Here is a 25,878-nt window from a genome sequence, read left to right as displayed (position 1 = left end):
GCGCCAGTCCCCCTAACAGCATCAAGGCCAGAAATAATCCACAAATCCATCAATAGAGCAACCCCCTCATTTCCGGCACCTCCAGGCATAGGCCCTGTGCTTGGTGGAACAACTTCCCCCTCGACCTTGAACAATCAATCCTTGCCTCAAGGAACATCGAACAAGCCAACCAGTTCACCACATTCTGTTGGAGTACCGCCCACCCTCCCATCCGCCCTAGTCCCCCTTAGGTCCGACCCAACTAAAAGTGGACCCGGACAGTTCAGCGTTCCAGCTCGCCCGACCGCCGGAGGAGCCGGCAGCAATCCACCCACGAACCCGAATCGCCCCCTACCCCCTAGCGGACTCATAGGGGGCACGCCGGGGGCGCATACCGGACAGTCCGGAGGAAGCTCAGCTTCTCGCAGAGTCAACCCTATCGGTGGTGTGATCGGAGGCGGCGGCGCTGGCACCACTCCGACAGGAGCAGCGGGCTCTAGGCCCGGAGGCGGTCGTGGCGCTCAGATTGCAGGCATGCATAGCCTGACCACCCCCAACAGCGGCACTCAACCCTTCGGAACTACACCTCGACAGGAGGGCACCCGAAGAAGCCCCGAGGGAGATCGAGCCTGGGACCCCGATCACCCCTGGGAGACTATTAATGGCGTTCGACCTGTCGTTAGACCGACAGATGATGATGGGCCCATAGATCCCGGCCCAGCTATCGGCCTTGATCGGTGAATCGCCACATGGCAGCCGGCTTAACACTGGCATTAGCAATGATTGGCGGCACAGCACCAGCCCTCACCGGCAAGGCAGAGGCAGAGGCCATCCGGGATGGAGCAAATCGGATCCGGAGTGATCAGTGGCACCTGCGCTTCCTGAAAGCCACTGAAGCCCATAAAATCGCTCAGGGATCTGGAGTCATTGTCGCCGTTCCCGACACCGGAGTAGATCCCCATCCCGACCTTGAGCGAAACCTGTTACCCGGGACAGATATATCAGAAGACGGAGATGGCCGCATAGACAACGACAGTCACGGTACGGCTATGGCTGGACTCATCGCAGCACACGGGCAGATAACAGGAGTCGGCGCCCTCGGCATCGCCCCGGAAGCCAAGATTCTCCCCATACGATCGAAGCAGATTGACGGCAAAGGCGACACCGAAGACCTAGCCATCAGCATCGAATGGGCCAGCCGCCACGGCGCTGACGTAATAAGCATCTCCGCAGTTGCCGGTGCCAGCCAGCGACTTCAGCGGGCCATTCGAACCGCACTTCAAGCAGATATCGTTATTGTCGCCGCCGCCGGCAACAAACCATTCGATATCGGCGTCGGCTATCCCGCTTCGGAGGAGGGCGTTCTAGCAGTAGGCGGCATTGACATGGCAGGGAATATTGCAGCGGTGTCGGTTGCAGGATCCGCCATCGACATTACCGCCCCAGCAGTAGATATTTATAGCACCAGCTATGAGGGGAAGTACTCCAAAGGGACGGGTACCTCCAGTGCCACTGCGATAGTCGCGGGGGCCGCTGCTCTTGTCCGGTCCAAGTACCCCGACCTGCCGGCCTCTGAGGTCGTCCACCGCCTCACCGCCACCGCCGTCGACAAGGGGCCGCCCGGTCGTGACGACGAATACGGCTACGGCGTCGTCGACCTGGTCGCGGCGCTCACGGCAGACGTACCCCCGGTGGGTTTCGAGTCGGCGACGGCGGGTGCGCCGGGCGCGACCGGGCCGACCACGGCGGCGGTCGCGGAGCCGGCCGGCGGGGGCGACGGCGGGGCGACGGCGCGTGGACTGGCCACGTTGGGGGTCATCGTGGCGGCTGCGGGAGCCTGGGCGCTGGTGGCGCGACGGCGGCGGGCGAGTGACGACCCGCCACCGCGGATAAGCCGATGAGCCGTGAGCGGTCACGCCATGTCGGCGACATGGGGGTGTCCCACCCGCCTGGATACCGCAATGTCGCCGACATGAAGTCGATCAAGGCGGCCGACGTGAAGTCGGTCAAGGCGGCCGACGTGAAGTCGGTCAAGGCGGTGGAGGGGGTCACGGCCAGCCAGCGGCGGCGCAGGTGAGGGAGGCGGTAGCGTCGGCGGCGTGTCGAACTCGATTGCGCTCCGACTCGTGCTCGCGTCGGCGAGCCCTGCCCGCCGCAAGCTTCTCCATGCCGCCGGCATCGAACCCGACGTGCTGGTCAGCGGGGTCGACGAGTCACAGGTGGTCAGCGAACGGGCCGAGGAGCTGTGCCTGGAGCTGGCCCGTCTGAAGGCACAGGCGGTCGTCGGCCGGCTGCGGCCCACCGCCGACGAGCGGACGCTGGTGCTCGGCTGCGACTCGGTGCTCGCCTTCGACGGCGAGATCCTCGGCAAGCCGGCCGACGAGGCCGACGCGACGCGGCGTTGGGAGCGGATGCGGGGGCGCAGCGGGGTCCTGCACACCGGGCACTGCCTGATCGACGTCATCCACGAGACGCGCGCCGAGGCGGTCGCTTCGACCACCGTGCGGTTCGCCGAGGTCAGCGACGAGGAGATCGCGGCGTACGTCGCGACGGGCGAGCCGCTCGCGGTGGCCGGCGCGTTCACCATCGACGGGTTGGGCGGGGCGTTCCTGGAGGGGATCGACGGCGATCCGGGCACGGTGGTCGGGCTCTCCCTGCCGCTGCTGCGTCGTCTTCTCGGTGAGCTGGACCTGCGGATCATCGACCTGTGGACGAAGGTCGCACCGGGCGGCCAGGAGGTCGAGGCGCTGGGTACGGTCCGGTCATGACGACGAAGTCGCTGCCGCTGACCCCGGAACTGCACGCGTACGTGGTGGCCCACGGATCGGCCCCGGACGAGGTGATGCGGGACCTGGTCGAGGAGACCCTCGCCGCGCTGCCCGCCGAGGCGAGGATGCAGGTGGCCCCCGAGCAGGCCGCGTTCCTGACGTTCCTCACCCGGTTGGTGGGGGCGCGGCGGGCGGTGGAGGTGGGCACCTTCACCGGCATGTCCTCGCTGGCGATCGCGCGAGGGCTGGCCGAGGGCGGGCAGTTGACCTGCTTCGACATCTCGGCGGAGTACACGGACGTGGCGCGGCGGTACTGGACGCGGGCCGGGGTCGACGACCGGATCGAGCTGCGGATCGGGCCGGCCGGGGACACGCTGCGCGAGTTGCCGCACGAGCGGCACCTGGACTTCGCGTTCATCGACGCGGACAAGGTCGGCTACCCGGTCTACTGGGCGGAGCTGGTGCCGCGCATGCGCCCGGGCGGCATCGTCGCGGTGGACAACACGCTGCGCGGTGGTCGGGTGCTCGCCCCGAGCAACGCCGACGACCGGGCCGTCGCCGCGTTCAACGACGAGGTGATGGCCGACGTCCGGGTGGAACCGGTGCTGCTGCCGATCGCCGACGGGCTGACCCTGGCCCGGGTGCGCTGACGACGGCCCTCGGCCGACTGATCGCTCCCGCTCACCGACGCTCAACGTGCCCCGCCACACCCCGATCACGCTGGGGTGCGGCGGGGCACGTTGTTAGGAGGGGGCCCTTCCTATACCGAAAGCGTTAACAAGGGGCCCTTCCTTGCACGCGTCGCGCGCATTGCGCGCGTCGCGCAGCTCAGCGGACGCTGCGGGCGAACTGGCGGGCGGCCCAGGCGACGCCGGCGGCGGCCAGCACCGCGATGATGCCGAGGCCCTGCCAGACCTTGTCGTTGCCGAGGTCGCCGGCGAACAGGGCCCGGGTGCCGTCGACGGCCCAGGAGAACGGGTTCCACTCGGCGATGCCCTGGAGCCAGCCGGGGGCGAAGGTGAGCGGCAGCAGGATGCCGGAGAGCAGCAGCACCGGCTGGGCGACGGTGTTCATCAGCGGGGCGAGCGCGTCCTCGCTCTTGACCTTGAGCGCGACGCCGTAGGAGACGGCCGAGGTCATCAGCGCGATGAGGGCGAGCATCAGGTACGCCAGCAGCAGGTCGCCGATGAACACGCGCAGCTCGAACAGGAGCGCGAGCACGGTGATGATGACGGCCTGGGCGAGCAGGGACACGACGTCGCGCAGGGACCGGCCGAGCAGCAGCGCGAGCCGGCTGACCGGGGTGACCCGGGACCGTTCGATGACCCCGGCGCGCAGCTCGGCGATCAGGCCGAAGCCCTGGAAGAGGCCGCCGAAGATGGCCAGCAGGACCAGCAGGCCGGGCACGAAGATCTTGTACGCCTCGGCCTGGGTCGGCGCGTTCAGCGCCGGCTTGAGCAGCGGGGCGAAGAGGAGCAGGTACATCACCGGCTGGAAGACTCCGACGAAGACCCAGACCGGGTTGCGGAGCAGGAGCCGCGTCTGGCGTTGGAAGACGAGCCAGGTGTCGCGGGCGAACTTCATGATCGACTCCGGGGAGGTCAGGACTCGCGCAGCGAGCGGCCGGTCTTGGTGAGGAAGACGTCGTCGAGGCTGGGGCGGTGCAGCTCGATGGAGTTGAGCGCGACGCCGGCGTGGTCGAGTCGGCGCAGGACCTGCGGGATGGCGGTCGCCCCCTCCTCGACGGTCAGCCGCAGGCCGCCGCCGTCGACGGTCTCCAGCTTGACGATGTACGGCTCGACGTCGAGCAGTTGGGCGGCCTGCGGGGTGGCGGCGACGTCGAGCCCGACGAGCAGCACCTCGCCGGAGATCTCGTGCTTCAGGCCCGTCGGGGTGCCCTCGGCGACCACCTCGCCGTGGTCCATGATCGCGATCCGGTCGCAGAGCGCGTCGGCCTCGTCGAGGTAGTGCGTGGTGATGAAGACGGTCATCCCCTCGGCGCGCAGCCGGCGGATCTCGTCCCACATGTAGGCGCGGCTCTGCGGGTCGAGGCCGGTGGTCGGCTCGTCGAGGAAGACGATGCGCGGGTCGTGGATGATGCCGAGGGCGATCTCGACGCGGCGGCGCTGGCCGCCGGAGTAGGTCTTGCACTTGCGGTCGGCGTACTCGGTGAGCTGGAAGGCGGCGAGGGCGCGTTCGGCGCGGCGGCGGGCGTCGGCCTTGCCGATGCCGTACATCCGGGCGTGCAGGACCAGCTCCTCGCGGGCGGTGGAGTCGTCCCAGGTGCTGCCGCCCTGGGCGACGTAGCCGATCCGGCGGCGCACCTCGGCAGGGTCGCGCAGCAGGTCGGCCCCGGCGATGGTGGCCTGGCCGCCGTCGGGGGCGATGAGGGTGGCCAGCATCCGCAGGGTGGTGGTCTTGCCGGCGCCGTTCGGGCCGAGGAACCCGAAGATCTCCCCCTCGGCGACGTCCAGGTCGACGCCGCGGACGGCGTCGACGGTCTTGTGCTGTCGACCGGCACGGGAGCGGAACGACTTCCGCAGCCCTCTGGTCTCGATCATCTTCGCTCCTGGTCGTCCTTGGCCGGACGGGCCGGCTTCCCCCCGGGGACGCCACGCCACACGGGTGACCCCGACACTCGCGGCGAGGCTAACGCGATATAGCTTTTATAGTCAACTTTGATTATGACTCGCCTGCCCCTCCCCGAGGTGCCAGTCGTCCCGTCCGGACAGCCCCTCCGGCAGGTACGGCACGCCGGCCTCGATCCGGTCGGCGACCCGCTCGCACCAGTCCGCCTCGGCCTCGCCCTTGGCGATCCACAGCTCGTACGTCCAGCTCACGCCCACCGGCTTGGAGTCACGGATCCAGGCCGACGCCATCGAGGCGCGCATGCTCTCCACGCCGGCCCGCAGCACCTGCCCCCGACTGCGCAGCGCGGCCGCCGCCTCCGGCCTGGGCAGCGCCGGCAGGAACGCGAACGCCGCCATGAACGGGTCGTTCGTCTGATGATTGCCCCACCACAGGTCGCGCAGCAGGGTCTCGAACTCGTCGACCCCCTTCGGGGTGATCTCGTACGTCGTCCGGGCCGGCCGGACGCCGACCTGCTCGGTGGCGACCTCGCGCAGCAGTCCCTCCTCGCCGAGCTTGCGCAGCGCGTGGTAGATCGAGCCGGGCTGCACGTTGGCCCACTTGTCGGCGCCCCAACTGAGCAGCTCGCGGCGGACGTCGTAGCCGTGCACCGGCTGCATCCACTTGACCAGGCCGAGAATCATCATCCGAGTGGCAGACACCGGAGAAGCGTATTAGGCAAGTTTGACTATGGGCGGCGGGACAGTGCCGCATCCCACACTGAGCGATCGTTAGGGCCGCGACCTCGGCCGATAAACTCCCCGTCAGTAACATCCCGGGAGGAGCCACCAGGTGCGCAAGGTACTCATCGCCAACCGAGGCGAGATCGCCGTCCGCGTCATCCGCGCCTGCCGCGACGCCGGCCTGGGCAGCGTCGCCGTCTACGCCGACTCCGACCGGGACGCGCTGCACGTCACCCTCGCCGACGAGGCGTACGCCCTGGGCGGCGACACCGCCGCCGAGACGTACCTGCGGATCGACAAGCTGATCGCCGTCGCCGCGCAGGCCGGGGCCGACGCCGTCCACCCCGGGTACGGCTTCCTCTCCGAGAACGCCGACTTCGCCCAGGCCGTCCTCGACGCGGGCCTGACCTGGATCGGCCCGACCCCGCAGGCGATCCGCGACCTCGGCGACAAGGTCACCGCCCGGCACATCGCCCAGCGGGCCGGCGCGCCCCTGGTCCCCGGCACCCCGGACCCGGTCGCCGGCCACGACGAGGTGACCGCGTTCGCGGTCGAGCACGGCCTGCCCGTGGCCATCAAGGCCGCCTTCGGCGGCGGCGGTCGCGGCCTCAAGGTGGCCCGCACCCTGGAGGAGATCCCGCACCTGTTCGAGTCGGCCACCCGCGAGGCGGTCGCCGCGTTCGGCCGGGGCGAGTGCTTCGTCGAGCGGTACCTCGACCAGCCCCGGCACGTCGAGGCGCAGGTCCTCGCCGACCAGCACGGCAACGTGGTCGTCGTCGGCACCCGGGACTGCTCGCTCCAGCGCCGGCACCAGAAGCTCGTCGAGGAGGCGCCCGCGCCGTTCCTCACCGACGCCCAGCGCGCCCAGATCCACGACAGCGCCAAGGCGATCTGCCGGGAGGCCGGCTACCACGGCGCGGGCACGGTGGAATACCTGGTCGGCGCGGACGGCACGATCTCCTTCCTGGAGGTCAACACCCGCCTCCAGGTCGAGCACCCGGTCACCGAGGAGACCGCCGGCATCGACCTGGTCCGCGAGCAGTTCCGCATCGCCGACGGCGAGCGGCTGCGGCTGACCGAGGACCCGACGCCGCGCGGGCACGCCATCGAGTTCCGGATCAACGGCGAGGACCCGGGCCGCAACTTCCTGCCCGCACCCGGCACGGTCACCGCGCTGCGGCTGCCCACCGGCCCCGGCGTCCGGGTGGACACCGGCATCTCGGCCGGCGACGTGATCGGCGGCAACTTCGACTCGCTGCTGGCCAAGGTGATCGTGACCGGCGAGACCCGCACCGAGGCCCTGGAGCGGGCCCGGCGGGCGCTGGACGAGATGGTCGTCGAGGGGATGGCCACGGCGCTGCCGTTCCACCGCCTCGTGGTGCGCGACCCCGCGTTCACCGCCGCGCCGTTCACCGTGCACACCCGGTGGATCGAGACGGAGTTCGACAACACCGTCCCGCCGTTCGCCGCCGTCGCCGGCCCCGCCGAGGGTCCGGCCGAACGGGAGACGGTCGTGGTCGAGGTGGGCGGCAAGCGGCTGGAGGTGACGCTGCCCGCCGGCCTCGGCGCGGGCACGGTCGCTGCCGTGCCCACCGCGCGCAAGCCGGCCCGCCGGGGCGGCGGGGCCAAGGCCGGCGCGGCGGTCGACGGCGACGCGCTCACCTCGCCGATGCAGGGCACGATCGTGAAGATCGCCGTCGCCGACGGGGACACCGTCGCCGAGGGCGACCTGGTCGTCGTGCTGGAGGCGATGAAGATGGAGCAGCCGCTGCACGCGCACAAGGCGGGCACCGTCAGCGGGCTGTCCGCCGAGGTCGGCGCGGTCATCACCGCCGGCGCCCCCATCTGCACCATCGCCTGAGGCGTAAGGAAGGGCCCCCTGTTAACGCATTCTGCATAGGAAGGGCCCCTTCCTAACACCCTGCGCGCCGCCACGCGGCGGGCACCGTGGGCAGGGCAGCGGCGGGCGCAGGGCAGCGGCGGGCGGGCTCGGGCTTGGGCTTGCGCGGACCCGCACGGGGGTGTTTTCCGTGCCCAGCGCGGGCGGCGGGGCCGGGGTGCGGCGATGATGGCCGGGTGCGGTTCCTTCATGGCGCGGTCCCCGCGCACGACCTGACCTACAACGACGTCTTCATGGCCCCGGCCCGTTCCGAGGTCGGCTCCCGGCTGGACGTCGACCTGGCCACCTCGGACGGCACGGGCACCACCATTCCCCTGGTGGTGGCGAACATGACGGCGGTGGCCGGCCGGCGGATGGCCGAGACCGTCGCCCGGCGCGGCGCGATCGCCGTGATCCCGCAGGACATCCCGATCGACGTGGTGGCCAACGTCGTCGGCTGGGTCAAGCGGCGGCACCTGGTGCACGACACGGCGATCACCCTCGGCCCCACCGACACCGTCGGCGACGCCATCCACCTGCTGCCGAAGCGGTCGCACGGCGCGGTGGTGGTGGTCGACGAGACCGGCCGACCCCTGGGCGTGGTGACGGAGGCGGACACCCTGGGCGTGGACCGGTTCGCCCAGCTCCGGCACGTGATGTCGACCGAGCTGCACACGGTGCCGGCGGACGCGGACCCGCGTACCGGATTCGACCGGCTCTCGGCGGCCCGACGGCGACTCGCGCCGGTGGTGGACGGCGACGGCCGCCTCGTCGGGGTGCTGACCCGCAAGGGCGCGCTGCGCGCGACCCTCTACCGGCCGGCGGTGGACGGCCGGGGCCGGCTGCGGATCGCGGCGGCCGTCGGCATCAACGGCGACGTCACGGGCAAGGCCGCCGCGCTGCTGGAGGCCGGGGTCGACACCCTGGTGGTGGACACCGCGCACGGGCACCAGGAGCGGATGATGTCCGCGCTGCGGGCGGTGCGCAAGCTCGACCCGGGCGTCCCGGTCGCGGCCGGCAACGTCGTCACCGCCGACGGGGTACGCGACCTCGTCGCGGCCGGCGCCGACATAGTGAAGGTGGGCGTCGGACCGGGCGCGATGTGCACCACCCGGATGATGACCGGCGTGGGGCGGCCGCAGTTCTCGGCGGTGCTGGACTGCGCGGCGGCGGCGCGGGAGCTGGGCCGGCACGTCTGGGCCGACGGCGGGGTGCGGCACCCGCGTGACGTGGCGCTGGCGCTCGCCGCCGGCGCGTCGAACGTGATGATCGGCTCCTGGTTCGCCGGCACCTACGAGTCCCCCGGCGACCTGTACGCCGACGCGGACGGCCGGCGGTACAAGGAGAGCTTCGGGATGGCCTCGTCGCGGGCGGTCAGCGCGCGCACGGCCGAGGACGGCGCGTTCGACCGGGCCCGCAAGGCGATCTTCGAGGAGGGCATCTCCTCGGCCCGGATGTACCTCGACCCGGACCGCCCCGGCGTCGAGGACCTGATCGACGAGATCGTCTCCGGGGTGCGCAGCGCGTGCACGTACGCGGGCGCGCGCAGCCTGGCGGAGTTCGCGGAGCGGGCGTTGGTCGGGGTGCAGAGCACGGCCGGCTACACCGAGGGGATGCCCCTCCCGACGAGTTGGTGACCCGCGTTCCTTCCGCCCGCGCGCCCGATCGATTACTTGGCGAGCAGACTATTGCCGGATGCTAACTTTTACCCATGGAGCACGTTTCGCCCGCCTTGCCGGCGGGCGCTGGCGTGCCGGGGGCCCAGGCGAGCCCGGCGGACGGTGCGACGCCGGGCAACGGGGCTGCGGGCCCGCAGGCGGCGGACAGCGAGACGGTGGTGGCCCTGCGCGATGTGCTCCGGGTCGCCGGGGACATCCGCGCCGCGCTGGGCCGGCGGCTGGGCGTCGGGGCGACCGACGCCGCCGCGATCGACCACCTCGTCGCCAGCACGGAGCCGCTCGGCCCCGTGGAGCTGGGCAACCGGCTGGGCATCCGGTCGGCGTCGGCGACCACCCTGGTCGACCGGCTGGTGCAGGCCGGGCACGTGGCGCGCGCCCCGCATCCGCGCGATCGGCGGAGGCTGTGTCTCCAGGTGACCGACCACGCCGCCGCGCAGGTGGTCGAGGCGCTGCGGCCGATGCTCGCCGGGGTGGAGCGGGCGGTCGGTCGGCTCTCCCCGGAGCAGGCGGCGGCGACCGCCGCGTTCCTGCGGGAGACGGCCGAGGTGATGCGCGAGTACGCCGACGCCACCCCGGCCGAGCCGACGCAGCGCCGCGCTCCGCGCTGAGCCGGGGCACCGGCACGCTCCGCGCCGGGCCGACGTCAGCAAAGGAGGCGACGTCCGCGCCGGGCCGACGTCAGCAAAGGAGGCGACGTCCGCGCCGGGCCGACGTCAGCGAAGAAGCCGACGTCAACCGACGAGCCACCGGGCCGGCGTCAGTCGAAGAGGCGGCGGATGACCGTGCGGGCGGCGGCTTCCGGGTCCGGGCCGGTGCGGGGCGGGAGCGCGCCGGCCAGCCAGAGGGTCGCGAATCCGTGCACGATCGACCAGGCGGCGAGGGCGTCCGAGTCCTGGTCCGGGGCGGTGGCGTCGCGCGGGAGCGCGGCCACGCCGGCCCGCAGCGCCGCGCCGGCCCGCTCGCGGGCGGCGGCCACCTCGGGGTCGTCGTGCCGGTAGAGCTCCGGGCGGAACATCACCTCGAAGTGGGCCCGGTGCCCGACCGCGAAGCGGACGTACGCGACGCCGGCGTCGAGCAGGTCGCCGGCCCCGCACAGCGCTGCGGCCAGCAGGTCGAAGCCCTCGACGGCGAGCGCGGTGAGCAGCCCCGCCTTGTCGCCGAAGTGGTGGGCGGGGGCGGCGTGCGAGACCCCGGCGCGGCGGGCCAGGTCGCGCAGGCTCAGGGCCGCCGGCCCGGCCTCGGTGATCGCCTCGACGGCGGCGGCGAGCAGGGTGCGGCGCAGGTCACCGTGATGGTAGCCACGCGGTCCGGTCATGGGCGAAGCCTAACTTGTCATTGACAAGATAGCGAGCCCGGCGCAATCTAGTCAGTGACAAGTTCCCCCTGACCGAGGAGGCCTCGTGGCACCCCTGATCGCTCTCGTCGCCGGCTTCGCCGCGGCCCGGCTGGCCGGGCTGCTCGGCGTGGACGCCCTGGACGGCTGGCACCCCGCGCTGCGGGTCGGGCTGGCGACCCTGTTCGCGCTCACCGCGTCCGCCCACTTCACCGCCCGCCGGGCCGACCTGGTCGCCATGGTGCCGCCCCGGCTGCCCCGCCCGGAGCTGCTGGTGACCGTCACCGGCGTGCTGGAACTGGCCGGGGCCGTCGCGCTGCTCGTGCCGGCCACGGCGGGATGGGCGGCGGCCGGGCTGGGGCTGCTGCTGCTCGCCATGTTCCCGGCCAACGTCTCGGCCGCCCGGCGCGGGCTGACCCTGGCCGGCCGGCCGGTGACCCCGCTCGTTCCTCGCGCGTTGCTCCAGGTGGCCTTCCTCGCCGCCACGGCCGCCATTTTGTTTGGGGCCTGACTATCAGGGGGCTAACATGAGCGCATGGACCTGATCGGGCTGGGGGACGTGCCGCTGGGCCGGCTGTTGGTGACCGCCGGCCACGTCGTCGGGCAGCGGTGGAACCGCTACCTCGCCGAGGAGCACGGTCTGACCCAGGCGGGCATGGTCACCCTGCTGACCCTGGCCCGCCACGGCGAGCTGCCGCTCCGGGCGGTCGCCGAGGCGGGCTTCATCCGCCCGGCCACCCTCACCGGCATCGTCGACACGCTGGAGCGCGACGGCCTGGTCGAGCGGCAGCGCGACGACGCCGACCGGCGCAGCGTGCGGCTCGTCCTCACCGCCGCCGGCCGGGAACGCATCGCCGCGCTCACCACACTCATGCAGTCCGGACGACCGCTGACCTCGGTCGACGCCGATCCGGCGAAGGCGGCCGTGATCCGGCAGTTCCTGCTGGAGGTCATCGGCAGCGGAGAGGAACCAGACATGACGAACCCCGACACGAGACCGGAGACCTCTGCGTGCTGATCCGGCTGCTCCGCGCGTACCTGCGCCCCTATCGCCGGCCGCTGGCGGCGGTGCTGGCGTTCCAGTTCGTCGGCACCATGGCCTCGCTCTACCTGCCGAGCCTCAATGCCGACATCATCGACCAGGGCGTCACCCGGGGCGACACTGGCTACATCATGCGCACCGGCGGCTGGATGCTGCTGGTCAGCGTGGTGCAGATCGCCTGCTCCATCGCCGCGGTCTACCTCGGTGCGCGCACGGCGATGGGCTTCGGCCGGGACGTCCGCGCCGAGATCTTCGCCCACGTCAACCGGTTCTCCGCCCGCGAGGTGGCCCGCTTCGGCGCGCCCTCGCTGATCACCCGCAACACCAACGACGTGCAGCAGGTGCAGATGCTCGTGCTGATGAGCTGCACCGTCCTGGTCGCCGCGCCGATCATGAGCGTCGGCGGGGTGGTGATGGCGCTGCGCGAGGACATCGGGCTGTCCTGGCTGCTGCTGGTCAGCGTCCCGGTGCTGGCGCTCGCGCTCGCGCTCGCCCTGATCATCCGGCGGATGGTGCCCGGGTTCCGGCTCATGCAGACCCGCATCGACGTGGTCAACCGCGTGCTGCGCGAGCAGATCACCGGCATCCGGGTGGTCCGGGCGTTCGTCCGGGAGCCGTACGAGACGGAGCGCTTCGACCGCGCGAACGCCGACCTCACGGCGACCGCCCTGCGCACCGGCCGGCTGACGGCCCTGGTCTTCCCCATCGCGTTGCTGGTGCTCAACGTCTCCAGCATCGCCGTGCTCTGGTTCGGCGCGGCACCCGTCGACGCCGGCCAGGTCCAGGTCGGCGCGCTCACCGCCTTCCTGCAATACCTCATGCAGATCCTGATGGCCGTCATGATGGCGGCCCTCATGATGATGATGATCCCCCGCGCCGCGGTCTGCGCCGAGCGGGTCGTCGAGGTGCTGGACACCGAATCGACGGTCGTCCCCCCGGCCGCGCCGGTGACCGAGGTGCCCGACCGGGGCTCGCTGGAGCTGCGCGGCGTCCGGTTCCAGTATCCGGGGGCGAGCGCGCCGGTGCTGCACGACATCTCGTTCACGGTGACCGCCGGGCGCACCACGGCCGTCATCGGCAGCACGGGGGCCGGCAAGACCACCCTGCTCACGCTGGTCCCCCGGCTGGTCGACGCCACGGCCGGGGCGGTGCTGGTCGACGGGGTGGACGTCCGCGACCTCGCCCCGGACGAGCTGTGGCGGCGGATCGGGCTGGTGCCGCAGCGGCCGTACCTGTTCAGCGGCACGATCGCCAGCAACCTGCGGTACGGCAACCCGGAGGCCACCGACGCCGAGCTCTGGGCGGCCCTGGAGGTCGCCCAGGCGCGCGACTTCGTCGCCGAGCTGCCCAAGGGGCTGGACGCCCCGATCGCGCAGGGCGGCACCAACGTCTCCGGCGGGCAGCGGCAGCGCCTCGCGATCGCCCGCGCCCTGGTGCGCAAGCCGGAGATCTACCTGTTCGACGACTCGTTCTCGGCGCTCGACCTCGGCACCGACGCCCGGCTGCGGGCGGCGCTGCGGCCGGTCACCAGGGACGCGGCGGTGGTGATCGTGGCCCAGCGGGTCTCCACGATCGTCGACGCCGACCAGATCATCGTGCTTGAGGACGGGGGCATCGTCGGGATGGGCCGGCACGCCGAACTACTGGAGAACTGCCCGACGTACGCGGAGATCGTCGCGTCCCAGCAGACCGCGGAGGTGCCGGCATGACGGCCCTGCCGGACCAGCGGCCCACCGGGGCGACCCGGGCGGAGGCGGCCACGCCGAAACGGTTGCCTCCCGGCCGCCAGCGCGGCGGCCCGCCGTGGATGGGCGCCGGCATGCCGGCCGAGAAGTCGATCAGCTTCGGGCCGTCGGCCCGGCGGCTGCTGCGCCGGTTGCGGCCGCACCGCCTCCAGCTCGTCGCCATCGTCGCCCTCGCGCTGGTCGGCGTCGCGCTCAGCGCGTACGGGCCGAAGGTGCTCGGCCACGCCACCGACCTGATCTTCCGCGGGGTGCTCGGCCGGCAGCTCCCGGCCGGGGCCACCGCCGAGCAGGCCGTCGCGGCGGCCCGCGCGGCCGGCAACGACAACTTCGCCAACATGCTGGCCCGGATGGACGTGGTGCCCGGGGTCGGCATCGACTTCGCCGCCCTGGGCCGGGTGCTGCTGTTCGCCCTCGCCCTCTACGTGGCGGTCAGCGTGCTCATGTGGTGGCAGGGCTGGCTGCTCACCGGGGTGGTGCAGCGCACGGTGCTGCGGCTGCGCGCCGACGTCGAGGGCAAGCTGAACCGGCTGCCCCTGCCGTACTTCGACCGGCAGCCCCGGGGCGAGCTGCTCAGCCGGGTCACCAACGACATCGACAACATCTCGCAGACCCTCCAGCAGACGCTGAGCCAGTTGCTCACCTCGCTGCTGACCGTGGTCGGCGTCCTGGCCATGATGTTCTGGATCTCGCCGCTGCTGGCGCTGGTCGCCCTGGTCGCCGTGCCGCTGTCGGTGGTGGTCACCGGCGCGATCGCGAAGCGTTCGCAGCAGCGGTTCATCGACCAGTGGACGCACACCGGCCAGCTGAACGGCCAGATCGAGGAGGCGTTCACCGGGCACGAGCTGGTGAAGGTCTTCGGCCGGCAGCGCGAGGTGGAGGCCGCCTTCACCGCCAAGAACGAGGAGCTGTTCCGGGCCAGCTTCGGCGCCCAGTTCATCTCCGGCATCATCATGCCGGCGATGACCTTCATCGGGAACCTCAGCTACGTCGCGATCGTCGTGGTCGGCGGGCTGCGGGTGGCGTCGGGCACGATGAGCCTCGGCGACGTGCAGGCGTTCATTCAGTACTCGCGGCAGTTCACCCAGCCGCTGACCCAGGTCGCCTCGATGGCCAACCTGTTGCAGTCGGGGATCGCCTCCGCCGAGCGGGTGTTCGCGGTGCTCGACGCCGAGGAGCAGAGCCCCGACCCGGCCGTGCCGGCCCGGGTCGCCGACCCGCACGGCCGCGTCGAGTTCGACCGCGTCTCCTTCCGGTACGAGCCGGACAAGCCGCTGATCACCGACCTGTCGCTGGTCGCCGAGCCGGGGCACACGGTGGCCATCGTCGGGCCCACCGGCGCCGGCAAGACCACCCTGGTCAACCTGGTCATGCGCTTCTACGAGCTGGACGCCGGCCGGATCACCCTCGACGGGGTCGACATCACCACCCTGCGCCGCGACGACCTGCGCGGCCGGATCGGCATGGTCCTCCAGGACACCTGGCTCTTCGGCGGCACGATCCGCGAGAACATCGCGTACGGGCGGCCGGGCGCGAGCGAGGAGGAGATCGTGGCCGCCGCCCAGGCCACGTTCGTGGACCGCTTCGTGCGCAGCCTCCCCGACGGCTACGACACCGTCATCGACTCGGAGGGCAGCAACGTCAGCGCGGGCGAGAAGCAGCTCATCACCATCGCCCGGGCGTTCCTGGCCGAGCCGTCGCTGCTGATCCTCGACGAGGCGACCAGCTCGGTGGACACCCGCACGGAGGTGCTGCTCCAGCGGGCCATGGCGGCGCTGCGTTCCGACCGGACCAGCTTCGTCATCGCCCACCGCCTGTCCACCATCCGCGACGCGCACCTGATCCTGATGATGGAGAACGGCCGCATCGTCGAGCAGGGCACCCACGAGCAGCTGCTGGCGGCGCAGGGCGCGTACCACCGGCTCTACCAGGCCCAGTTCACCCAGCCGGACCCGGTCGCCGTCGGCGAACCGGGGCCCAGGCCCGTCGCGGTCCAGGGCTGAGCGTCGTGACATTGGCGGGCCGCCGGCACGGGACCTGCCGGCGGCCCTGGCGGCCCGGACGTCGGGAACGAGGGCCCGACGTGCGGGGCCGCGCCCCGACAACGGTACGCCGCTCGTCACGGACGCGCCGACCGCCTCCACCCGTTCGGGGAGGTTACCGGCCCGCCGGCCGTGTCGGCGGTCACCCGCAGCCGGGGTGGACTGCGGTGACGCTGGGCAGGCCGGCAGGCTCGGTGCATCCGATCGGCCGGACCCGGCGAGGTGGGAGTCGTGCCTGAGCTGCTGACCAACGTCGCCTCGCCGCTCTGGGCCTATCTGGTCCTGCTCGGCCTGCTGGCGGTCGACGCCTTCGTGCCGGTCGTACCCACGCAGGTCTTGATGATCACCGGCGGCGCGCTCACCGTGTACGGCGGGCTGAGCCTGCCGGTGACCATCGGCGTCGGCGCCCTCGGCGTCTTCGTCGGCGACCTCGCCTGCTACCTGCTGGGCCGGCGCGCGCCGGACCGCCGGCCGGCGACGACCACCGCGCCCGGCCGGGCCCGCCGGATCGCCGGCCGGGTGACCCGGGGGCTGCGCCAACCGGGGCCGCTGGTGATCCTGCTCTGCCGCTTCGTGCCCGGCGGCCGGATGGCCGCCTGCTTCGCCGCCGGCCGCAGCCGGTACCCCTACCGGCTGTTCATCACGTACGAGGCGCTGGCGGCGGCCGGCTGGGCCACCTACGGGACGCTGATCGGGCACCTCGGCGGCACGGCGCTGACCGAGTCGGCGTGGCAGCTGCTGGTGATCGCCGGGGCGGCGGCGGCCGGCTTCGCGGCGGCCGGCTGGGCGATGACCGCCTTCGGCACCCGCCGCGCCCGCCCCGAACCCCCGACCGACTGACCTGGCGCGCCTCCCACCTTGCCGAATAAGTCGAACTTATATTCGTGAGGTGTGGGACGTGAGGCTGCATCCCGAGGTCGAGACATGGTTCTTGCTGCTCTGCCGCTCCGATCCGGCTAGCGCCGACCTGGTCAGCGAGGCCATCGATCTCCTTGCCGAACACGGCCCGGCACTGGGCCGCCCGTTGGTCGACCGTCTCAAGAGCAGTTCCTTCCATCACATGAAAGAACTGAGGCCCGGCTCAGGCAAATCGACAGAGGTGCGGATGATCTTCGCCTTCGACCCTCGGCGGGAGGCGGTGTTCCTGGTGGCCGGAGACAAGTCGGGAAGTTGGCAGAGCTGGTACCGGACGGCCGTACCCTTGGCGGACGAGCGATTCCAGGAACACCTGATCAGCCTGAAGGAAGCGCAACGATGACCGGTGGAGCGGATTGGCGGGACGTCAAGGCCAAGGCCCGGGAGATCGACCCCGAGTGGGAGCACCCCGAACGAATGGCCCGGCGTGAGGAGCTGCGCGAACGGATGCTGGCCAAGGTCAGCGGCGCTCAGCTGGCCGAGATCCGCAAGCAGCTCGGCCTGACCCAGACGCAGCTCGCGGAGGCCGCGGGGCTGTCCCAGGCACGGATCAGTCAGATCGAGAACGGCCAGCACACCAGCCTGGAAAGCCTCCGCGCGTACGTCACCGGCCTGGGCGGACACCTCGACGTGGTCGCCCGGATCGGAAACATCCGACTCGACGTCGCGTGAAGTCACCGGGCTGACCACGAGGGGCACCGGGAGAGCGGGCTCGGCTACTCCAGCTCGTGGAGCATGAGCTGACGGGCCGCCTCGGTGATCGAGCCCGACAGGCTCGGGTAGATGGTGATGGTCTGGGCCAGCTCGTTGACCGTGAGGTTGTTCTCCACCGCCATCGTGATCGGCAGGATCAGCTCGCTGGCCTTCGGGGCCACCACCACGCCGCCGATCACCTGGCCGCTCGCCGGGCGGCAGAACAGCTTCACGAAGCCGTCGGCGAGGTCGTCCATCTTCGCCCGCGCGTTGCCCGACAGCGGCAGCATCACCTGACGGGCCGGGGTCCGGCCCGCGTCCACCTCGTCCTGGGAGACGCCGACGGTGGCCAGCTCGGGGTCGGTGAAGACGTTCGCGGCGACCGTGCGCAGCCGCAGCGGCCGGACCGCCTCGCCGAGCGCGTGCCACATCGCGATCCGGCCCTGCATCGCGGCGACGCTGGCCAGCGGCAGCACGCCCGTGCAGTCGCCGGCCGCGTAGACGCCGGGGACGTTGGTGCGCGACACCCGGTCGACGGTGACGTAGCCGCCCCGGGCCAGTTCCACGCCGTACTCCGCGAGGCCGAGGCCGGCGGTGTTGGGGATCGAGCCGACCGCGATGAGCGCGTGCGAGCCCTGCACCAGCCGGCCGTCGGCCAGCTCCACCTCCACCCCGTCGGCGGTACGCCGCACGCCCTCGGCGCGGGAGTTGTTGAGGATCGTCATGCCCCGGGACCGGAACACCCGCTCGATCGCCATGGCGGCGTCGGCGTCCTCGTGCGGCATCACCCGGTCCCGGCTGGAGACGAGGGTGACCGGGACCCCCATCGCCAGGTACGCGCTGGCGAACTCGGCGCCGGTGACGCCGGAGCCGACCACGATCAGGTGCTCGGGCAGGTCGGGCAGGTCGTACACCTGCCGCCAGGTCAGGATGCGCTCGCCGTCGGGCACGGCCGTGGGGAGCTGGCGCGGGGTGGCGCCGGTGGCGACCAGCACGGTCGACGCGTCGATCGAGTGCTTCCCGGAGCCGTCGGCCGGGGTGACGACGACGCGGTGGGTGTGGCCCAGCATGTCCTCGCCGAGCCGGGCCGTGCCGGCGACGAACGTGACGCCGGCCTTGACCAGCTTCGCGTGGATGTCGGCGGACTGGGCCAGGGCGAGCCGCTTGACCCGCTCGTGCACGGCCCGGGCGTCGACGGTGACCGCCTCCAGCCCGTCGGAGTGCACCCCGAACTCCTCGGTGTCCCGGTATCCGGTGACCACCTCGGAGCTGGCGATGAACGTCTTCGACGGTACGCAGTCGGACAGCACGCACGCGCCGCCGGCCCCCTCGGCCTCCACCACGGTGACATCGGCGTCCAACTGGGCGGCGACCAGGGCCGCCTCGTACCCGGCCGGCCCACCGCCGATGATCACGATCTGGCTCACAGCTGTCGCCCCTCGTCCATGCTCACAGTGACTTTCTTCTCCCCGACACGTCCGACACGCACCGTCGTATTCTCCCCCACCCGTCCGCCGGGCTATCGTCATCGCCGTGCGTCATTACGCCGCCTACGGCTCAAACCTGGATCCCGCCCGGATGCGCGCCTACTGCCCGCACTCCCCGATGGTCGGCGTCGGCTGGCTGGAGGGCTGGCGGCTCACCTTCGCCGGCGAGGGTGTGATCGGCTGGGAGGGCGCGGTCAGCACCGTCGTCGAGTCCCCCGGCGACCGGGTGTTCGTGGCGCTCTACGACATCCACCCCTACGACGCCGCCCAGCTCGACGAGATCGAGGGGGTGACCTCCGGGACGTACCGGAAGCTGCACGTCCGGGTCTCCACCCTCGACGGGGACGTGACCGCCTGGGTCTACGTCTTCGACGGCTACGAGGGCGGCCTGCCGACGGCCTGGTACCTGTCGGAGATCGCCAACGCCGCCGAGAAGGCGGGCGCGCCCGACGACTACGTCAGCGAGCTGCGGTCCCGCCCCACCGGCACCGCGTCGGCATAGCGCGTCTCCCACGCCCCAAGTCTGCTCTGTCCCGGATCGGGCCGCACGGCGGCCCGGCACCGGGTCGCCTGGCCCACACCGCCGGGCCGCCCGTCACGCGGCGGTGGCGGCCCCGTCACGCGGCGGCGGGGTTCCTGCCCGGTGGCGGCCGGTTCCCGTCACGTGCCGGTGGCGGGGACGCTGCGCTCGTACATGTCGGCCCAGTGCTGCTCACGCAGCCCCACGGAGTGGTAGAGCGTCGCCGGGGAGGTCGGGTTGGCCAGGTCCACGCCGAGGCCGGCGCGCCGCCGCCCCTTGGCCGCGTAGACCGCGAAGGCCCGCCGCAGCAGCGCGGCCCCCACGCCGCGCCGCCGGTGCGCCGGCAGCACCGACAGGGTGCGTACCCAGCCCATGTCCTGCTCCAACGCCTGGTCGGACGACTGCAACGCGCCGGCCGGCTCACCGTCGACCTCGGCGACGAACCACTCGTCCCAGGTCCTGGCGTACGCGGGCAGGTGCTCGCGCCACTGGTCGTACCCGACCGGCTCGTAGTCCGGCGTGTCCCGGAACGCCGTGTCGAAGATCCGGTGGAACAGCCGCAGGTCCGCCTCGTCGTCGGCGCGCAACGGGCGGACCGTCACCCCCGGCGGCAGCGGCGGCTCGGCGGGCAGGTCGGCCAGCTCCCGGCTCATCCGCAGGTACCGCTTCACCAGGGTGAACCCGGCCTCGGCCAGCTCGCCCGCCCACCGGGTCTCCGGCCCGTACGCCGAGACGCGGACGGTCAGCGCGGGCAGGCCCCGCTCGGCGGCCCGCTCGGCGACCCGGTCCAGCATCCGGGCGAGCAGCGGGGCGCGGACCGCCGCGCCGTGCTCCGGGTCGACGAGGACGTCGACGAACTCCCGGCCCACCCCGGTCGGGTTGTCCACCAGGGACCAGGCGACGAGCCGCCCCTGCGGGTCGCTGACCAGCCAGGAGTCGCGCGCCGGGTCGAAGTGGGGTGCCGTCAGCGCGGCCTCGACATCCTCGGCGTCGAAGTCCGGATGGCCGATCGCGAAGGTGTCGGCGGCGTGCACGACCGCGAGGATCGCGGGCACGTCGTCGAGGGTGGGGCGGCGTGCCGCCCAGCCGGCGGGAAGGGTCACGGGGCGATCCTGGCAGCCGGCCCGGGGCCCACGCCCCCCATTTTCTCTCCCCCGGCTCCCCCGGACGCGTCGACGCCGGGCCTCGCCCGCCGCGCCTCATCCCGCCGCATCCGCCGCGCCGCACCCGCCGCGCCGCGCTCGGCGTGGTGAGGAGGGGACCCTTCTCTACCTCAGGCGTTAAGAAGGGGCCCTTCCTTGCACGTGGGTGTGTGTGGCGGTCAGCAGGCCGAGCAGTTCGACACCCTCGGCCGGGGTGAGGGCCCGGAAGCCGACCGACATCAGGCGGTCGGTCACCGCGTCGGCCCACAGCCGACGGCGCACCAGGGGCCCGACCGGGGGATACGGCGGCGGCCAGCCGCAGGCGAGCGCGGCCGACTCCCCCTCCGGGCCGGTCAGCATCGCCTCCAGCGGCGTCAGCCCGGCGGCCCGCGACGCCAGCAGGCACGCCCCGACGACGTGTTCCCGGAGCAGCAGCAGCCCGACGGCGGCGCGGGCGGCCGGTGAGTCGGCCGGCGGCGGCATGGCCCGCCAGGCGGCGAAGAGCGGCATCGCGCTGGCATCGGCCGCGTCGACCACCCGGTGCAGCAGCGTCGCCAGCCGGGTCACCCCGGTCACGGCGGTCAGGTGCTCGGTGCCCCACCGGCAGCACTCGGCCAGGTATGCCGCCGCCACCTCCGGCGGGCGGAGCACCCGGGCGGCGGCGTCCCACCCGTCGGCGACGGCGTCGGGGGCGACGAAGCCGAGGGCGGCGGTCACCGTGGCGGCCCGGACGTCGCCCAGCGCCCCGGCCCGACCGGCGACGTGGAAGGCCCAGCCGGGGATGCCGAGCCGGCCGGCCCGGCGCAGGGTGGCCGGGCAGCGGGTGAACGCCGCCCCGAGCCCCAGCACCAACGGCTTGCTCGCGGCGGCGACCTGCTCCGGCGTCATCGGGTTCAGTCTGCCCCGCCGGGGCCTTCCGCCGCAGCCCCGTCCTCGGCGTCCACCGCCTCGATCGCGCCCTCGACCTCGCCGGTGCGGCGGCGGGCGGCGGTGACGGCCCGCTCCGCCGCCCGGCGGGCCAGCTTCCGGCGGCCCAGTTCCTGTTCGGCCCGGGCGCGCCGCCGTTCCAGCTCGGCCAGCGCGCGTTCGATGCCGGCCAGTTCCTCGCCGCCGTCGTGCTCGGCCTCCGCCGCGCCGGCCAGCTCCGCCTCGGCCCGCTCCTGGTCGGCACGCGCCCGCGTCAGTTCCCGCTCCAGCGCCCGGCGCTGCCGGGCCCGCTCGGCCCGCTCGGCCTCCCGGGTGGCACGGGCGGCGTCCCGCCCGGCACGGCCGGCCTTCCGGGCGGCACGCTCGGCGCGGTCGTCCTCGCGGGCGGCGCGGTCGTCCTCGCGGGCGGCGCGGTCCGCCCCGCGGGCGGCCTGGTCGGCGTGATCGGCGCGGCCGGGCTTCCGGTCGGCCTGATCGGCGCGGCCGGGCTTCCGGTCGGCGTGATCGGCGCGGCCGGCCCTCCGGTCGGCCTGATCGGCGCGGCCGGTGCGCTCGGCACGACCCGTCCTCCGGTCGGCGGCGCGCCGCCCGGAGCCGGCGGTCGGGCCGGCGGGTGGCGGCTCCTCTCCGCCGGAGACCAGGCGGAGCTGGGGGCGGGGCACCTCGCCGAAGCCGGCGTAGCTGGCGGCCCGCAGCAGCCGGCCGGAACGCACCTGCCCGGCCACCTCCGCGTCGGAGAGCGCGGCGTTGAGGGTCGCCTCCACCTCGCCCAGCGGCAGCTTCCCGGCCGGCTGGCCGGCGTCGGCGGCCAGCCGGCGGGCCTCGGCGACCAGCGCGGCGACCGCCGCCCGCCGCTGGCCGGAGAGCTCCCGCAGCCGGGGGCCGCGCAGGTCGCGCTGGGCGGCGCGCAGCGCCTCGGCGAGCTGGGTCAGGTCGGCCACCAGCTCGGGGCGGCGCAGGGCGAGCAGGTTGACCAGCCAGGCGGCCACGGTGGGCCGGCGCAGCCGGGCGATCTCGCGGGCCGTGGCCGGGTCGCCGGCGCGCCGGGCCTCGGCGACGGCGGCGTCGCGGGTGGCGACGAACGCCTCCGGCGGCTCGGTGTAGAGCCGCCGGAGGAGGTCCTGCGGGAGCGGCATCGCTCAGGCGTCGAGCCGGCTGCCCGGCTCGAGGCGCTGGTAGTCGGTGCCGGAGAGGGCGGCGTACTGGCGGTCGAGGACGGCGAGCCCGTTGTCGTTGAGCAGCCCGTCGTGCAGGGCGAAGGCGCGCCGCGGGGCGACCGCGCGGATGAAGTCGACGACCTCGGAGAACTTCGACCAGGGGGCGTGGATCGGCGCGAAGAGCGTGTCCACCTGGACGTCCCCGGGTGCCACCAGCGAGTCGCCGGGGTGGTAGACGACGTCGTCGAGCAGGTATCCGAGGTTGTCCACGACCGGGATGTCGGGGTGGATGACGGCGTGCCGGCCGCCGTAGGCGCGTACCGGCACGCCCGCCGCCGTGAACGACTGGCCGGGCGCGACCGGCTCCAGGGCCTCGGCCGCGTCGCCGAGGACGCCGGCGAGCGAGGCCGGGCCGTGGATGCGCAGCGGCCGGCGGTCGAGCTGCCGGGTGAGCGCCGCGACGTCGACGTGGTCGGGGTGCTCGTGGGTGATCAGCACCGCGTCCGCCCCGTCCAGCGCCGCCGGGTCGCTGAAGACGCCGGGGTCGACCACCAGCACCCCGCCGTCGTGTTCGACCCTGAGGCAGGAGTGGGCGTACTTGGTGAGCTGCATCGTGACTCCTCGATTGATCGAATCGTGATGTCCCTGAGCGCAGTCTGCCGGAACCGGCCCGGTGCCGCGCCGCGTCTGACGTATCGCCCGACGGGGGGCGCAGACGATCGGAGCTGTTGATGGACGGACACGATAGACGCAGGTGGTGGGCCGCGGTGGGCCTGGTGACGCTGCTGGCGGTCGGTGGGTGCAGCGCCGACGGCGGCGACGGCGGCGCGCAGGACTCGGCGGCCGTCGCGCCGCAGCAGGAGGCCCCGGCCGGCGGGGCGAAGGCGGGGCCGGGGGCCGACGCCGGCGGGGCGCGCTCCGGCGCGGGGGGCGGGTCGCCGGACCTGCGGGTCGACCAGCGGTCGATCATCTACACCGGAACCATGCGGGTACGGGTGGACGACGTGGACGCCGCCGCCCGGTCGGCCGTCACGGCGGTCACCGGCGTCGGTGGCTTCGTCGGCGGCGACGAACGCAGCAGCGGGGGAACCGCCAACGCCCGGGCGGAGCTGCAACTGCGGGTGCCGGCGGAGCGGTTCACGGCCGTGCTGGAGGAGTTGGCGCGGCTCGGCCGGCAGGAGCAGCGGGCGATCCGGACGGAGGACGTGACCGAGGAGACCGTGGACCTCGACGCGCGGATCGCCACCCAGCGGGCCCGGGTCGAGAGCGGCCGCAAGCTGCTGGCGCGGGCCACCTCGATCGGCGACCTGGTGACGCTGGAGAGCGAGGTGGCCCGCCGGGAGGCCGACCTCGCCTCGCTGGAGGCGAAGAAGCGCCGCCTGGCCGACCTGACGGCGCTCTCCACCATCACCGTCACCTTCGTGGGGCCGGAGGCGGACGTCCGGGACCCGGAGCCCGACACCGGCTTCCTGGTCGGCCTGCGCGGCGGCTGGACGGCGTTCGTCGCCTCGCTCGGCGTGCTGCTCACGGTGCTCGGGGCGCTGCTGCCGTTCGCGGTGGCCATCGGCGTGCCGGTGGTCGTGCTGCTGACGGTGCTGAGGCGGCGTCGGCGACGGACGCCGACGCCGCCCGTCAGCGCGCCGCCGCCAGTGCCCGCAGCGCGGTCTGCACCATGACCCGGACGCCGACCGCGATGGCCCGCTCGTCGACGTCGAACGAGGCGCGGTGCAGGTCGACGTTCGGGCCGGCGCGGCCGACGCCGAGCCGGGCCAGCGCGCCGGGGACGTGCTCCAGATACCAGCTGAAGTCCTCGCCGCCCATGCTCTGCGGGGTCTCGGCGACCCCGTCCGGGCCGAGCGCGGCGTGGGTCGCCGCGGTCAGCACCTGGATCGCCCTGGCGTCGTTGGTGACCGGGGGCCGGCCGCGCAGGTATTCCAGGTCGACGGTGGCGCCGGTGGGCGCGATGACGTCCCGCACCACCTGAGCGACGATCTTGGGGGCCTCGTCCCAGGTGTCGCGGTCCATCACCCGCAGGGTGCCGGACGCGGTCGCCTCGGACGGGATCACGTTGTACCGGGTGCCGGCCGAGGCGTGGCCGAACACCAGCAGCAGCCCGCTGTTGGCCGGCACCCGGCGGCTGACCAAAGCGGGCACCTCGGTGACCAGCCGGCCGAGCGCGTCGACCAGGTCGACGGTCAGGTGCGGGCGGGCCGTGTGCCCGCCCGGGCCGGTGAGCCGCACGGTGACGTTGTCGGCGGCGGCGGTGATCGGGCCGACCCGCAGGCCGACCTTGCCGACGGGCTGGTTGGGGTCGCAGTGCAGCGCGAAGATCTGCACGACGTCGTCGAGGCCGCCGGCCTCGATGACCTCCAGCGAGCCGCAGGGCAGGATCTCCTCGGCCGGCTGGAAGATCAGCCGGACCCGGCCGTCCAGCTCGCCGAGGTCGGCGAGCTGGGCCAGCAGCATGCCGACGCCGAGCAGCACGGTGGTGTGCACGTCGTGGCCGCAGGCGTGGCAGACGCCGTCCTTCGTGGACCGGTAGGGCACGTCCTTGACGTCGGTCAGGGGCAGCGCGTCGATGTCGGCGCGCAGCGCGACCACCGGGCCGTCGGGGCGGCCGTCGATGTCGCAGATGACCCCGTTGCCCTTCGGCAGCAGACGGGGACGCAGGCCGGCGAGGGACAGCTCGCGGGCGATCAGGGCCGCCGTCTCGAACTCCTCGCCGGAGAGCTCCGGGTGGGAGTGGATGTGCCGGCGGGTGGCGACGAGGCCGGGCATCCGGAGGGCGAGCATATGGTCGAGCTCGAAGGGCAAAGGCTGCGACCCGGACGGCGACTCCGGCCAGGCCGACGACGCCAGGTGGCTGCCGTTGGGCAGCGTCAACGCACTCGTCACGTCGAAATCTCGATCACTAGGAATGGATGGATCTTCGGGGATGACAGCCGCCAGCCTAGACCTTCGACGGTGACTCTGTGCAACATCATTCCCGTAGTGATCGGACCGCGCAGCGTCACGAAAGCCCTGGTGGGAGGGCTCCATAATCTGCGGGACAGCAGGTAGATCGCGGTTGAACGCCGTCATCTGCCCCACACCTCCTACAACCCGTAACCGACTCGGCGGTCACGAAATCACCCTCGATCCGGGGCCGTCGCTACCGAATTGTCGCATTAGTCGCTTCGGCTCACCGCCGCTCAGACAACTAACCGACCGCGCTCGGCGGCCGGGCGACTCCCGACGGTGACACGACGGGCCGGCGTGCTCT

Annotated in this window: 26 protein-coding genes; 16 read left to right on the top strand and 10 right to left on the bottom strand. The window is 72.9% G+C overall.

The window, feature by feature from the left end; all coding sequences use genetic code 11:
* The first annotated feature begins 758 nt into the window (after positions 1–758).
* Genes mycP through O7628_RS17600 form a run of 4 tightly spaced genes read left to right on the top strand, consistent with a single transcriptional unit; the run spans position 759 to position 3,397 of the window.
* Positions 759–1,880: a type VII secretion-associated serine protease mycosin gene (mycP, locus tag O7628_RS17615; RefSeq protein ID WP_278131995.1), complete on the top strand. Its 1,122-nt coding sequence runs from the start codon at positions 759–761 to the stop codon at positions 1,878–1,880.
* The gene (locus O7628_RS17610) at positions 1,877–2,056 is read left to right on the top strand and encodes a hypothetical protein (protein ID WP_278131994.1); all 180 of its coding nucleotides are present in this window, start codon (positions 1,877–1,879) and stop codon (positions 2,054–2,056) included. Before mycP ends, O7628_RS17610 begins: the two co-directional genes overlap by 4 nt.
* A gap of 22 nt (positions 2,057–2,078) precedes the next feature.
* A complete protein-coding gene (locus tag O7628_RS17605; RefSeq protein WP_278131992.1) occupies positions 2,079–2,747 on the top strand; it encodes a Maf family protein in 669 nt (222 codons plus the stop codon).
* On the top strand, positions 2,744–3,397 hold the full coding sequence (locus tag O7628_RS17600) for an O-methyltransferase (protein WP_278131990.1): 654 nt from the start codon (positions 2,744–2,746) through the stop codon (positions 3,395–3,397). The genes O7628_RS17605 and O7628_RS17600 overlap by 4 nt, the downstream gene beginning before the upstream one ends.
* A gap of 178 nt (positions 3,398–3,575) precedes the next feature.
* Here the strand turns inward: O7628_RS17600 and O7628_RS17595 are convergent, their stop codons facing one another.
* The 3 genes from O7628_RS17595 to O7628_RS17585 form a co-directional block, all read right to left on the bottom strand.
* Positions 3,576–4,331, bottom strand: a complete 756-nt coding sequence (locus tag O7628_RS17595) for an ABC transporter permease (protein ID WP_074476719.1) — start codon at positions 4,329–4,331, stop codon at positions 3,576–3,578.
* 17 nt (positions 4,332–4,348) lie between these two features.
* Positions 4,349–5,308 (bottom strand): ATP-binding cassette domain-containing protein, encoded by a 960-nt coding sequence (locus O7628_RS17590; RefSeq protein ID WP_278131988.1) that lies wholly within the window; start codon positions 5,306–5,308, stop codon positions 4,349–4,351.
* Positions 5,309–5,419: 111 nt separating this feature from the next.
* Positions 5,420–6,022, bottom strand: a complete 603-nt coding sequence (locus O7628_RS17585; protein ID WP_278136335.1) for a PadR family transcriptional regulator — start codon at positions 6,020–6,022, stop codon at positions 5,420–5,422.
* A gap of 145 nt (positions 6,023–6,167) precedes the next feature.
* Between O7628_RS17585 and O7628_RS17580 the strand changes: the two genes are divergently transcribed.
* The 3 genes from O7628_RS17580 (at position 6,168) to O7628_RS17570 (ending at position 10,224) form a co-directional block, all read left to right on the top strand.
* Positions 6,168–7,919: a biotin carboxylase N-terminal domain-containing protein gene (locus tag O7628_RS17580; RefSeq protein WP_278131986.1), complete on the top strand. Its 1,752-nt coding sequence runs from the start codon at positions 6,168–6,170 to the stop codon at positions 7,917–7,919.
* 215 nt (positions 7,920–8,134) lie between these two features.
* Positions 8,135–9,574 (top strand): GuaB1 family IMP dehydrogenase-related protein, encoded by a 1,440-nt coding sequence (locus O7628_RS17575; RefSeq protein WP_278131984.1) that lies wholly within the window; start codon positions 8,135–8,137, stop codon positions 9,572–9,574.
* A gap of 197 nt (positions 9,575–9,771) precedes the next feature.
* Positions 9,772–10,224: a MarR family transcriptional regulator gene (locus O7628_RS17570; protein ID WP_278136334.1), complete on the top strand. Its 453-nt coding sequence runs from the start codon at positions 9,772–9,774 to the stop codon at positions 10,222–10,224.
* Positions 10,225–10,373: 149 nt separating this feature from the next.
* On the opposite strand, the gene O7628_RS17565 is transcribed toward O7628_RS17570, so the two are convergent.
* Positions 10,374–10,931, bottom strand: coding sequence for a TetR/AcrR family transcriptional regulator (locus tag O7628_RS17565; RefSeq protein ID WP_278131982.1), 558 nt, complete (start codon positions 10,929–10,931; stop codon positions 10,374–10,376).
* 85 nt (positions 10,932–11,016) lie between these two features.
* Here O7628_RS17565 and O7628_RS17560 point away from each other — a divergent pair, with 85 nt between their 5' ends.
* The 7 genes from O7628_RS17560 (at position 11,017) to O7628_RS17530 (ending at position 17,362) form a co-directional block, all read left to right on the top strand.
* Entirely contained in the window at positions 11,017–11,460 is a 444-nt protein-coding gene (locus O7628_RS17560) for a DoxX family protein (RefSeq protein ID WP_278131980.1), read from the top strand.
* Positions 11,461–11,484: 24 nt separating this feature from the next.
* Complete coding sequence (locus tag O7628_RS17555; RefSeq protein ID WP_278131978.1) at positions 11,485–11,967, top strand: MarR family transcriptional regulator; 483 nt, start codon at positions 11,485–11,487, stop codon at positions 11,965–11,967.
* Positions 11,961–13,700, top strand: coding sequence for an ABC transporter ATP-binding protein (locus O7628_RS17550; RefSeq protein ID WP_278131977.1), 1,740 nt, complete (start codon positions 11,961–11,963; stop codon positions 13,698–13,700). The genes O7628_RS17555 and O7628_RS17550 overlap by 7 nt, the downstream gene beginning before the upstream one ends.
* Positions 13,697–15,736 carry an ABC transporter ATP-binding protein gene (locus O7628_RS17545; protein WP_278131975.1) on the top strand — a complete coding sequence of 680 codons (2,040 nt, stop codon included), beginning with the start codon at positions 13,697–13,699 and terminating at the stop codon, positions 15,734–15,736. The genes O7628_RS17550 and O7628_RS17545 overlap by 4 nt, the downstream gene beginning before the upstream one ends.
* Before the next feature lie 270 nt (positions 15,737–16,006).
* Complete coding sequence (locus tag O7628_RS17540; protein ID WP_074476729.1) at positions 16,007–16,615, top strand: DedA family protein; 609 nt, start codon at positions 16,007–16,009, stop codon at positions 16,613–16,615.
* A 49-nt stretch (positions 16,616–16,664) separates the two neighbouring features.
* Positions 16,665–17,033, top strand: a complete 369-nt coding sequence (locus O7628_RS17535; protein ID WP_278131972.1) for a type II toxin-antitoxin system RelE/ParE family toxin — start codon at positions 16,665–16,667, stop codon at positions 17,031–17,033.
* A complete protein-coding gene (locus tag O7628_RS17530) occupies positions 17,030–17,362 on the top strand; it encodes a helix-turn-helix transcriptional regulator (protein ID WP_278131970.1) in 333 nt (110 codons plus the stop codon). Before O7628_RS17535 ends, O7628_RS17530 begins: the two co-directional genes overlap by 4 nt.
* Positions 17,363–17,406: 44 nt before the next feature.
* On the opposite strand, the gene O7628_RS17525 is transcribed toward O7628_RS17530, so the two are convergent.
* Positions 17,407–18,810, bottom strand: a complete 1,404-nt coding sequence (locus O7628_RS17525; protein ID WP_278131968.1) for an NAD(P)H-quinone dehydrogenase — start codon at positions 18,808–18,810, stop codon at positions 17,407–17,409.
* A 106-nt stretch (positions 18,811–18,916) separates the two neighbouring features.
* Here O7628_RS17525 and O7628_RS17520 point away from each other — a divergent pair, with 106 nt between their 5' ends.
* Positions 18,917–19,372, top strand: a complete 456-nt coding sequence (locus tag O7628_RS17520; protein WP_043961858.1) for a gamma-glutamylcyclotransferase — start codon at positions 18,917–18,919, stop codon at positions 19,370–19,372.
* Positions 19,373–19,530: 158 nt separating this feature from the next.
* Here O7628_RS17520 and O7628_RS17515 read toward each other — a convergent pair whose 3' ends face one another.
* The 4 genes from O7628_RS17515 to O7628_RS17500 all read right to left on the bottom strand — a co-directional run bounded on the left by O7628_RS17515 (position 19,531) and on the right by O7628_RS17500 (position 23,228).
* A complete protein-coding gene (locus O7628_RS17515) occupies positions 19,531–20,493 on the bottom strand; it encodes a GNAT family N-acetyltransferase (RefSeq protein WP_278131966.1) in 963 nt (320 codons plus the stop codon).
* 177 nt (positions 20,494–20,670) lie between these two features.
* Positions 20,671–21,420 carry a hypothetical protein gene (locus O7628_RS17510; RefSeq protein WP_278131964.1) on the bottom strand — a complete coding sequence of 250 codons (750 nt, stop codon included), beginning with the start codon at positions 21,418–21,420 and terminating at the stop codon, positions 20,671–20,673.
* 5 nt (positions 21,421–21,425) lie between these two features.
* Complete coding sequence (locus O7628_RS17505) at positions 21,426–22,595, bottom strand: hypothetical protein (protein ID WP_278131963.1); 1,170 nt, start codon at positions 22,593–22,595, stop codon at positions 21,426–21,428.
* A 3-nt stretch (positions 22,596–22,598) separates the two neighbouring features.
* A complete protein-coding gene (locus tag O7628_RS17500; RefSeq protein WP_074476734.1) occupies positions 22,599–23,228 on the bottom strand; it encodes an MBL fold metallo-hydrolase in 630 nt (209 codons plus the stop codon).
* A gap of 119 nt (positions 23,229–23,347) precedes the next feature.
* Here O7628_RS17500 and O7628_RS17495 point away from each other — a divergent pair, with 119 nt between their 5' ends.
* Complete coding sequence (locus O7628_RS17495; protein ID WP_278131961.1) at positions 23,348–24,292, top strand: DUF4349 domain-containing protein; 945 nt, start codon at positions 23,348–23,350, stop codon at positions 24,290–24,292.
* Here O7628_RS17495 and O7628_RS17490 read toward each other — a convergent pair.
* On the bottom strand, positions 24,249–25,511 hold the full coding sequence (locus O7628_RS17490; RefSeq protein WP_278131959.1) for an amidohydrolase: 1,263 nt from the start codon (positions 25,509–25,511) through the stop codon (positions 24,249–24,251). The genes O7628_RS17495 and O7628_RS17490 overlap by 44 nt on opposite strands.
* Positions 25,512–25,878: the final 367 nt, after the last annotated feature.

The organism is Micromonospora sp. WMMD956, assembly GCF_029626125.1.
In the GTDB taxonomy this organism is placed as follows: domain Bacteria; phylum Actinomycetota; class Actinomycetes; order Mycobacteriales; family Micromonosporaceae; genus Micromonospora; species Micromonospora carbonacea.
Note: the sequence above shows the minus strand (reverse complement) of the source record. Positions and strands in the feature narration are given on the sequence as shown.

Bases quoted from the DNA above. Each gene is read 5' to 3' on its own strand.
- mycP (WP_278131995.1), top strand. From the start codon at position 759: ATGATTGGCGGCACAGCACCAGCCCTCACCGGCAAGGCAGAGGCAGAG.
- O7628_RS17610 (WP_278131994.1), top strand. From the start codon at position 1,877: ATGAGCCGTGAGCGGTCACGCCATGTCGGCGACATGGGGGTGTCCCAC.
- O7628_RS17600 (WP_278131990.1), top strand. From the start codon at position 2,744: ATGACGACGAAGTCGCTGCCGCTGACCCCGGAACTGCACGCGTACGTG.
- O7628_RS17595 (WP_074476719.1), bottom strand. From the start codon at position 4,331: ATGAAGTTCGCCCGCGACACCTGGCTCGTCTTCCAACGCCAGACGCGG.
- O7628_RS17590 (WP_278131988.1), bottom strand. From the start codon at position 5,308: ATGATCGAGACCAGAGGGCTGCGGAAGTCGTTCCGCTCCCGTGCCGGT.
- O7628_RS17585 (WP_278136335.1), bottom strand. From the start codon at position 6,022: ATGATGATTCTCGGCCTGGTCAAGTGGATGCAGCCGGTGCACGGCTAC.
- O7628_RS17565 (WP_278131982.1), bottom strand. From the start codon at position 10,931: ATGACCGGACCGCGTGGCTACCATCACGGTGACCTGCGCCGCACCCTG.
- O7628_RS17555 (WP_278131978.1), top strand. From the start codon at position 11,485: ATGGACCTGATCGGGCTGGGGGACGTGCCGCTGGGCCGGCTGTTGGTG.
- O7628_RS17545 (WP_278131975.1), top strand. From the start codon at position 13,697: ATGACGGCCCTGCCGGACCAGCGGCCCACCGGGGCGACCCGGGCGGAG.
- O7628_RS17530 (WP_278131970.1), top strand. From the start codon at position 17,030: ATGACCGGTGGAGCGGATTGGCGGGACGTCAAGGCCAAGGCCCGGGAG.
- O7628_RS17510 (WP_278131964.1), bottom strand. From the start codon at position 21,420: ATGACGCCGGAGCAGGTCGCCGCCGCGAGCAAGCCGTTGGTGCTGGGG.
- O7628_RS17505 (WP_278131963.1), bottom strand. From the start codon at position 22,595: ATGCCGCTCCCGCAGGACCTCCTCCGGCGGCTCTACACCGAGCCGCCG.
- O7628_RS17500 (WP_074476734.1), bottom strand. From the start codon at position 23,228: ATGCAGCTCACCAAGTACGCCCACTCCTGCCTCAGGGTCGAACACGAC.
- O7628_RS17495 (WP_278131961.1), top strand. From the start codon at position 23,348: ATGGACGGACACGATAGACGCAGGTGGTGGGCCGCGGTGGGCCTGGTG.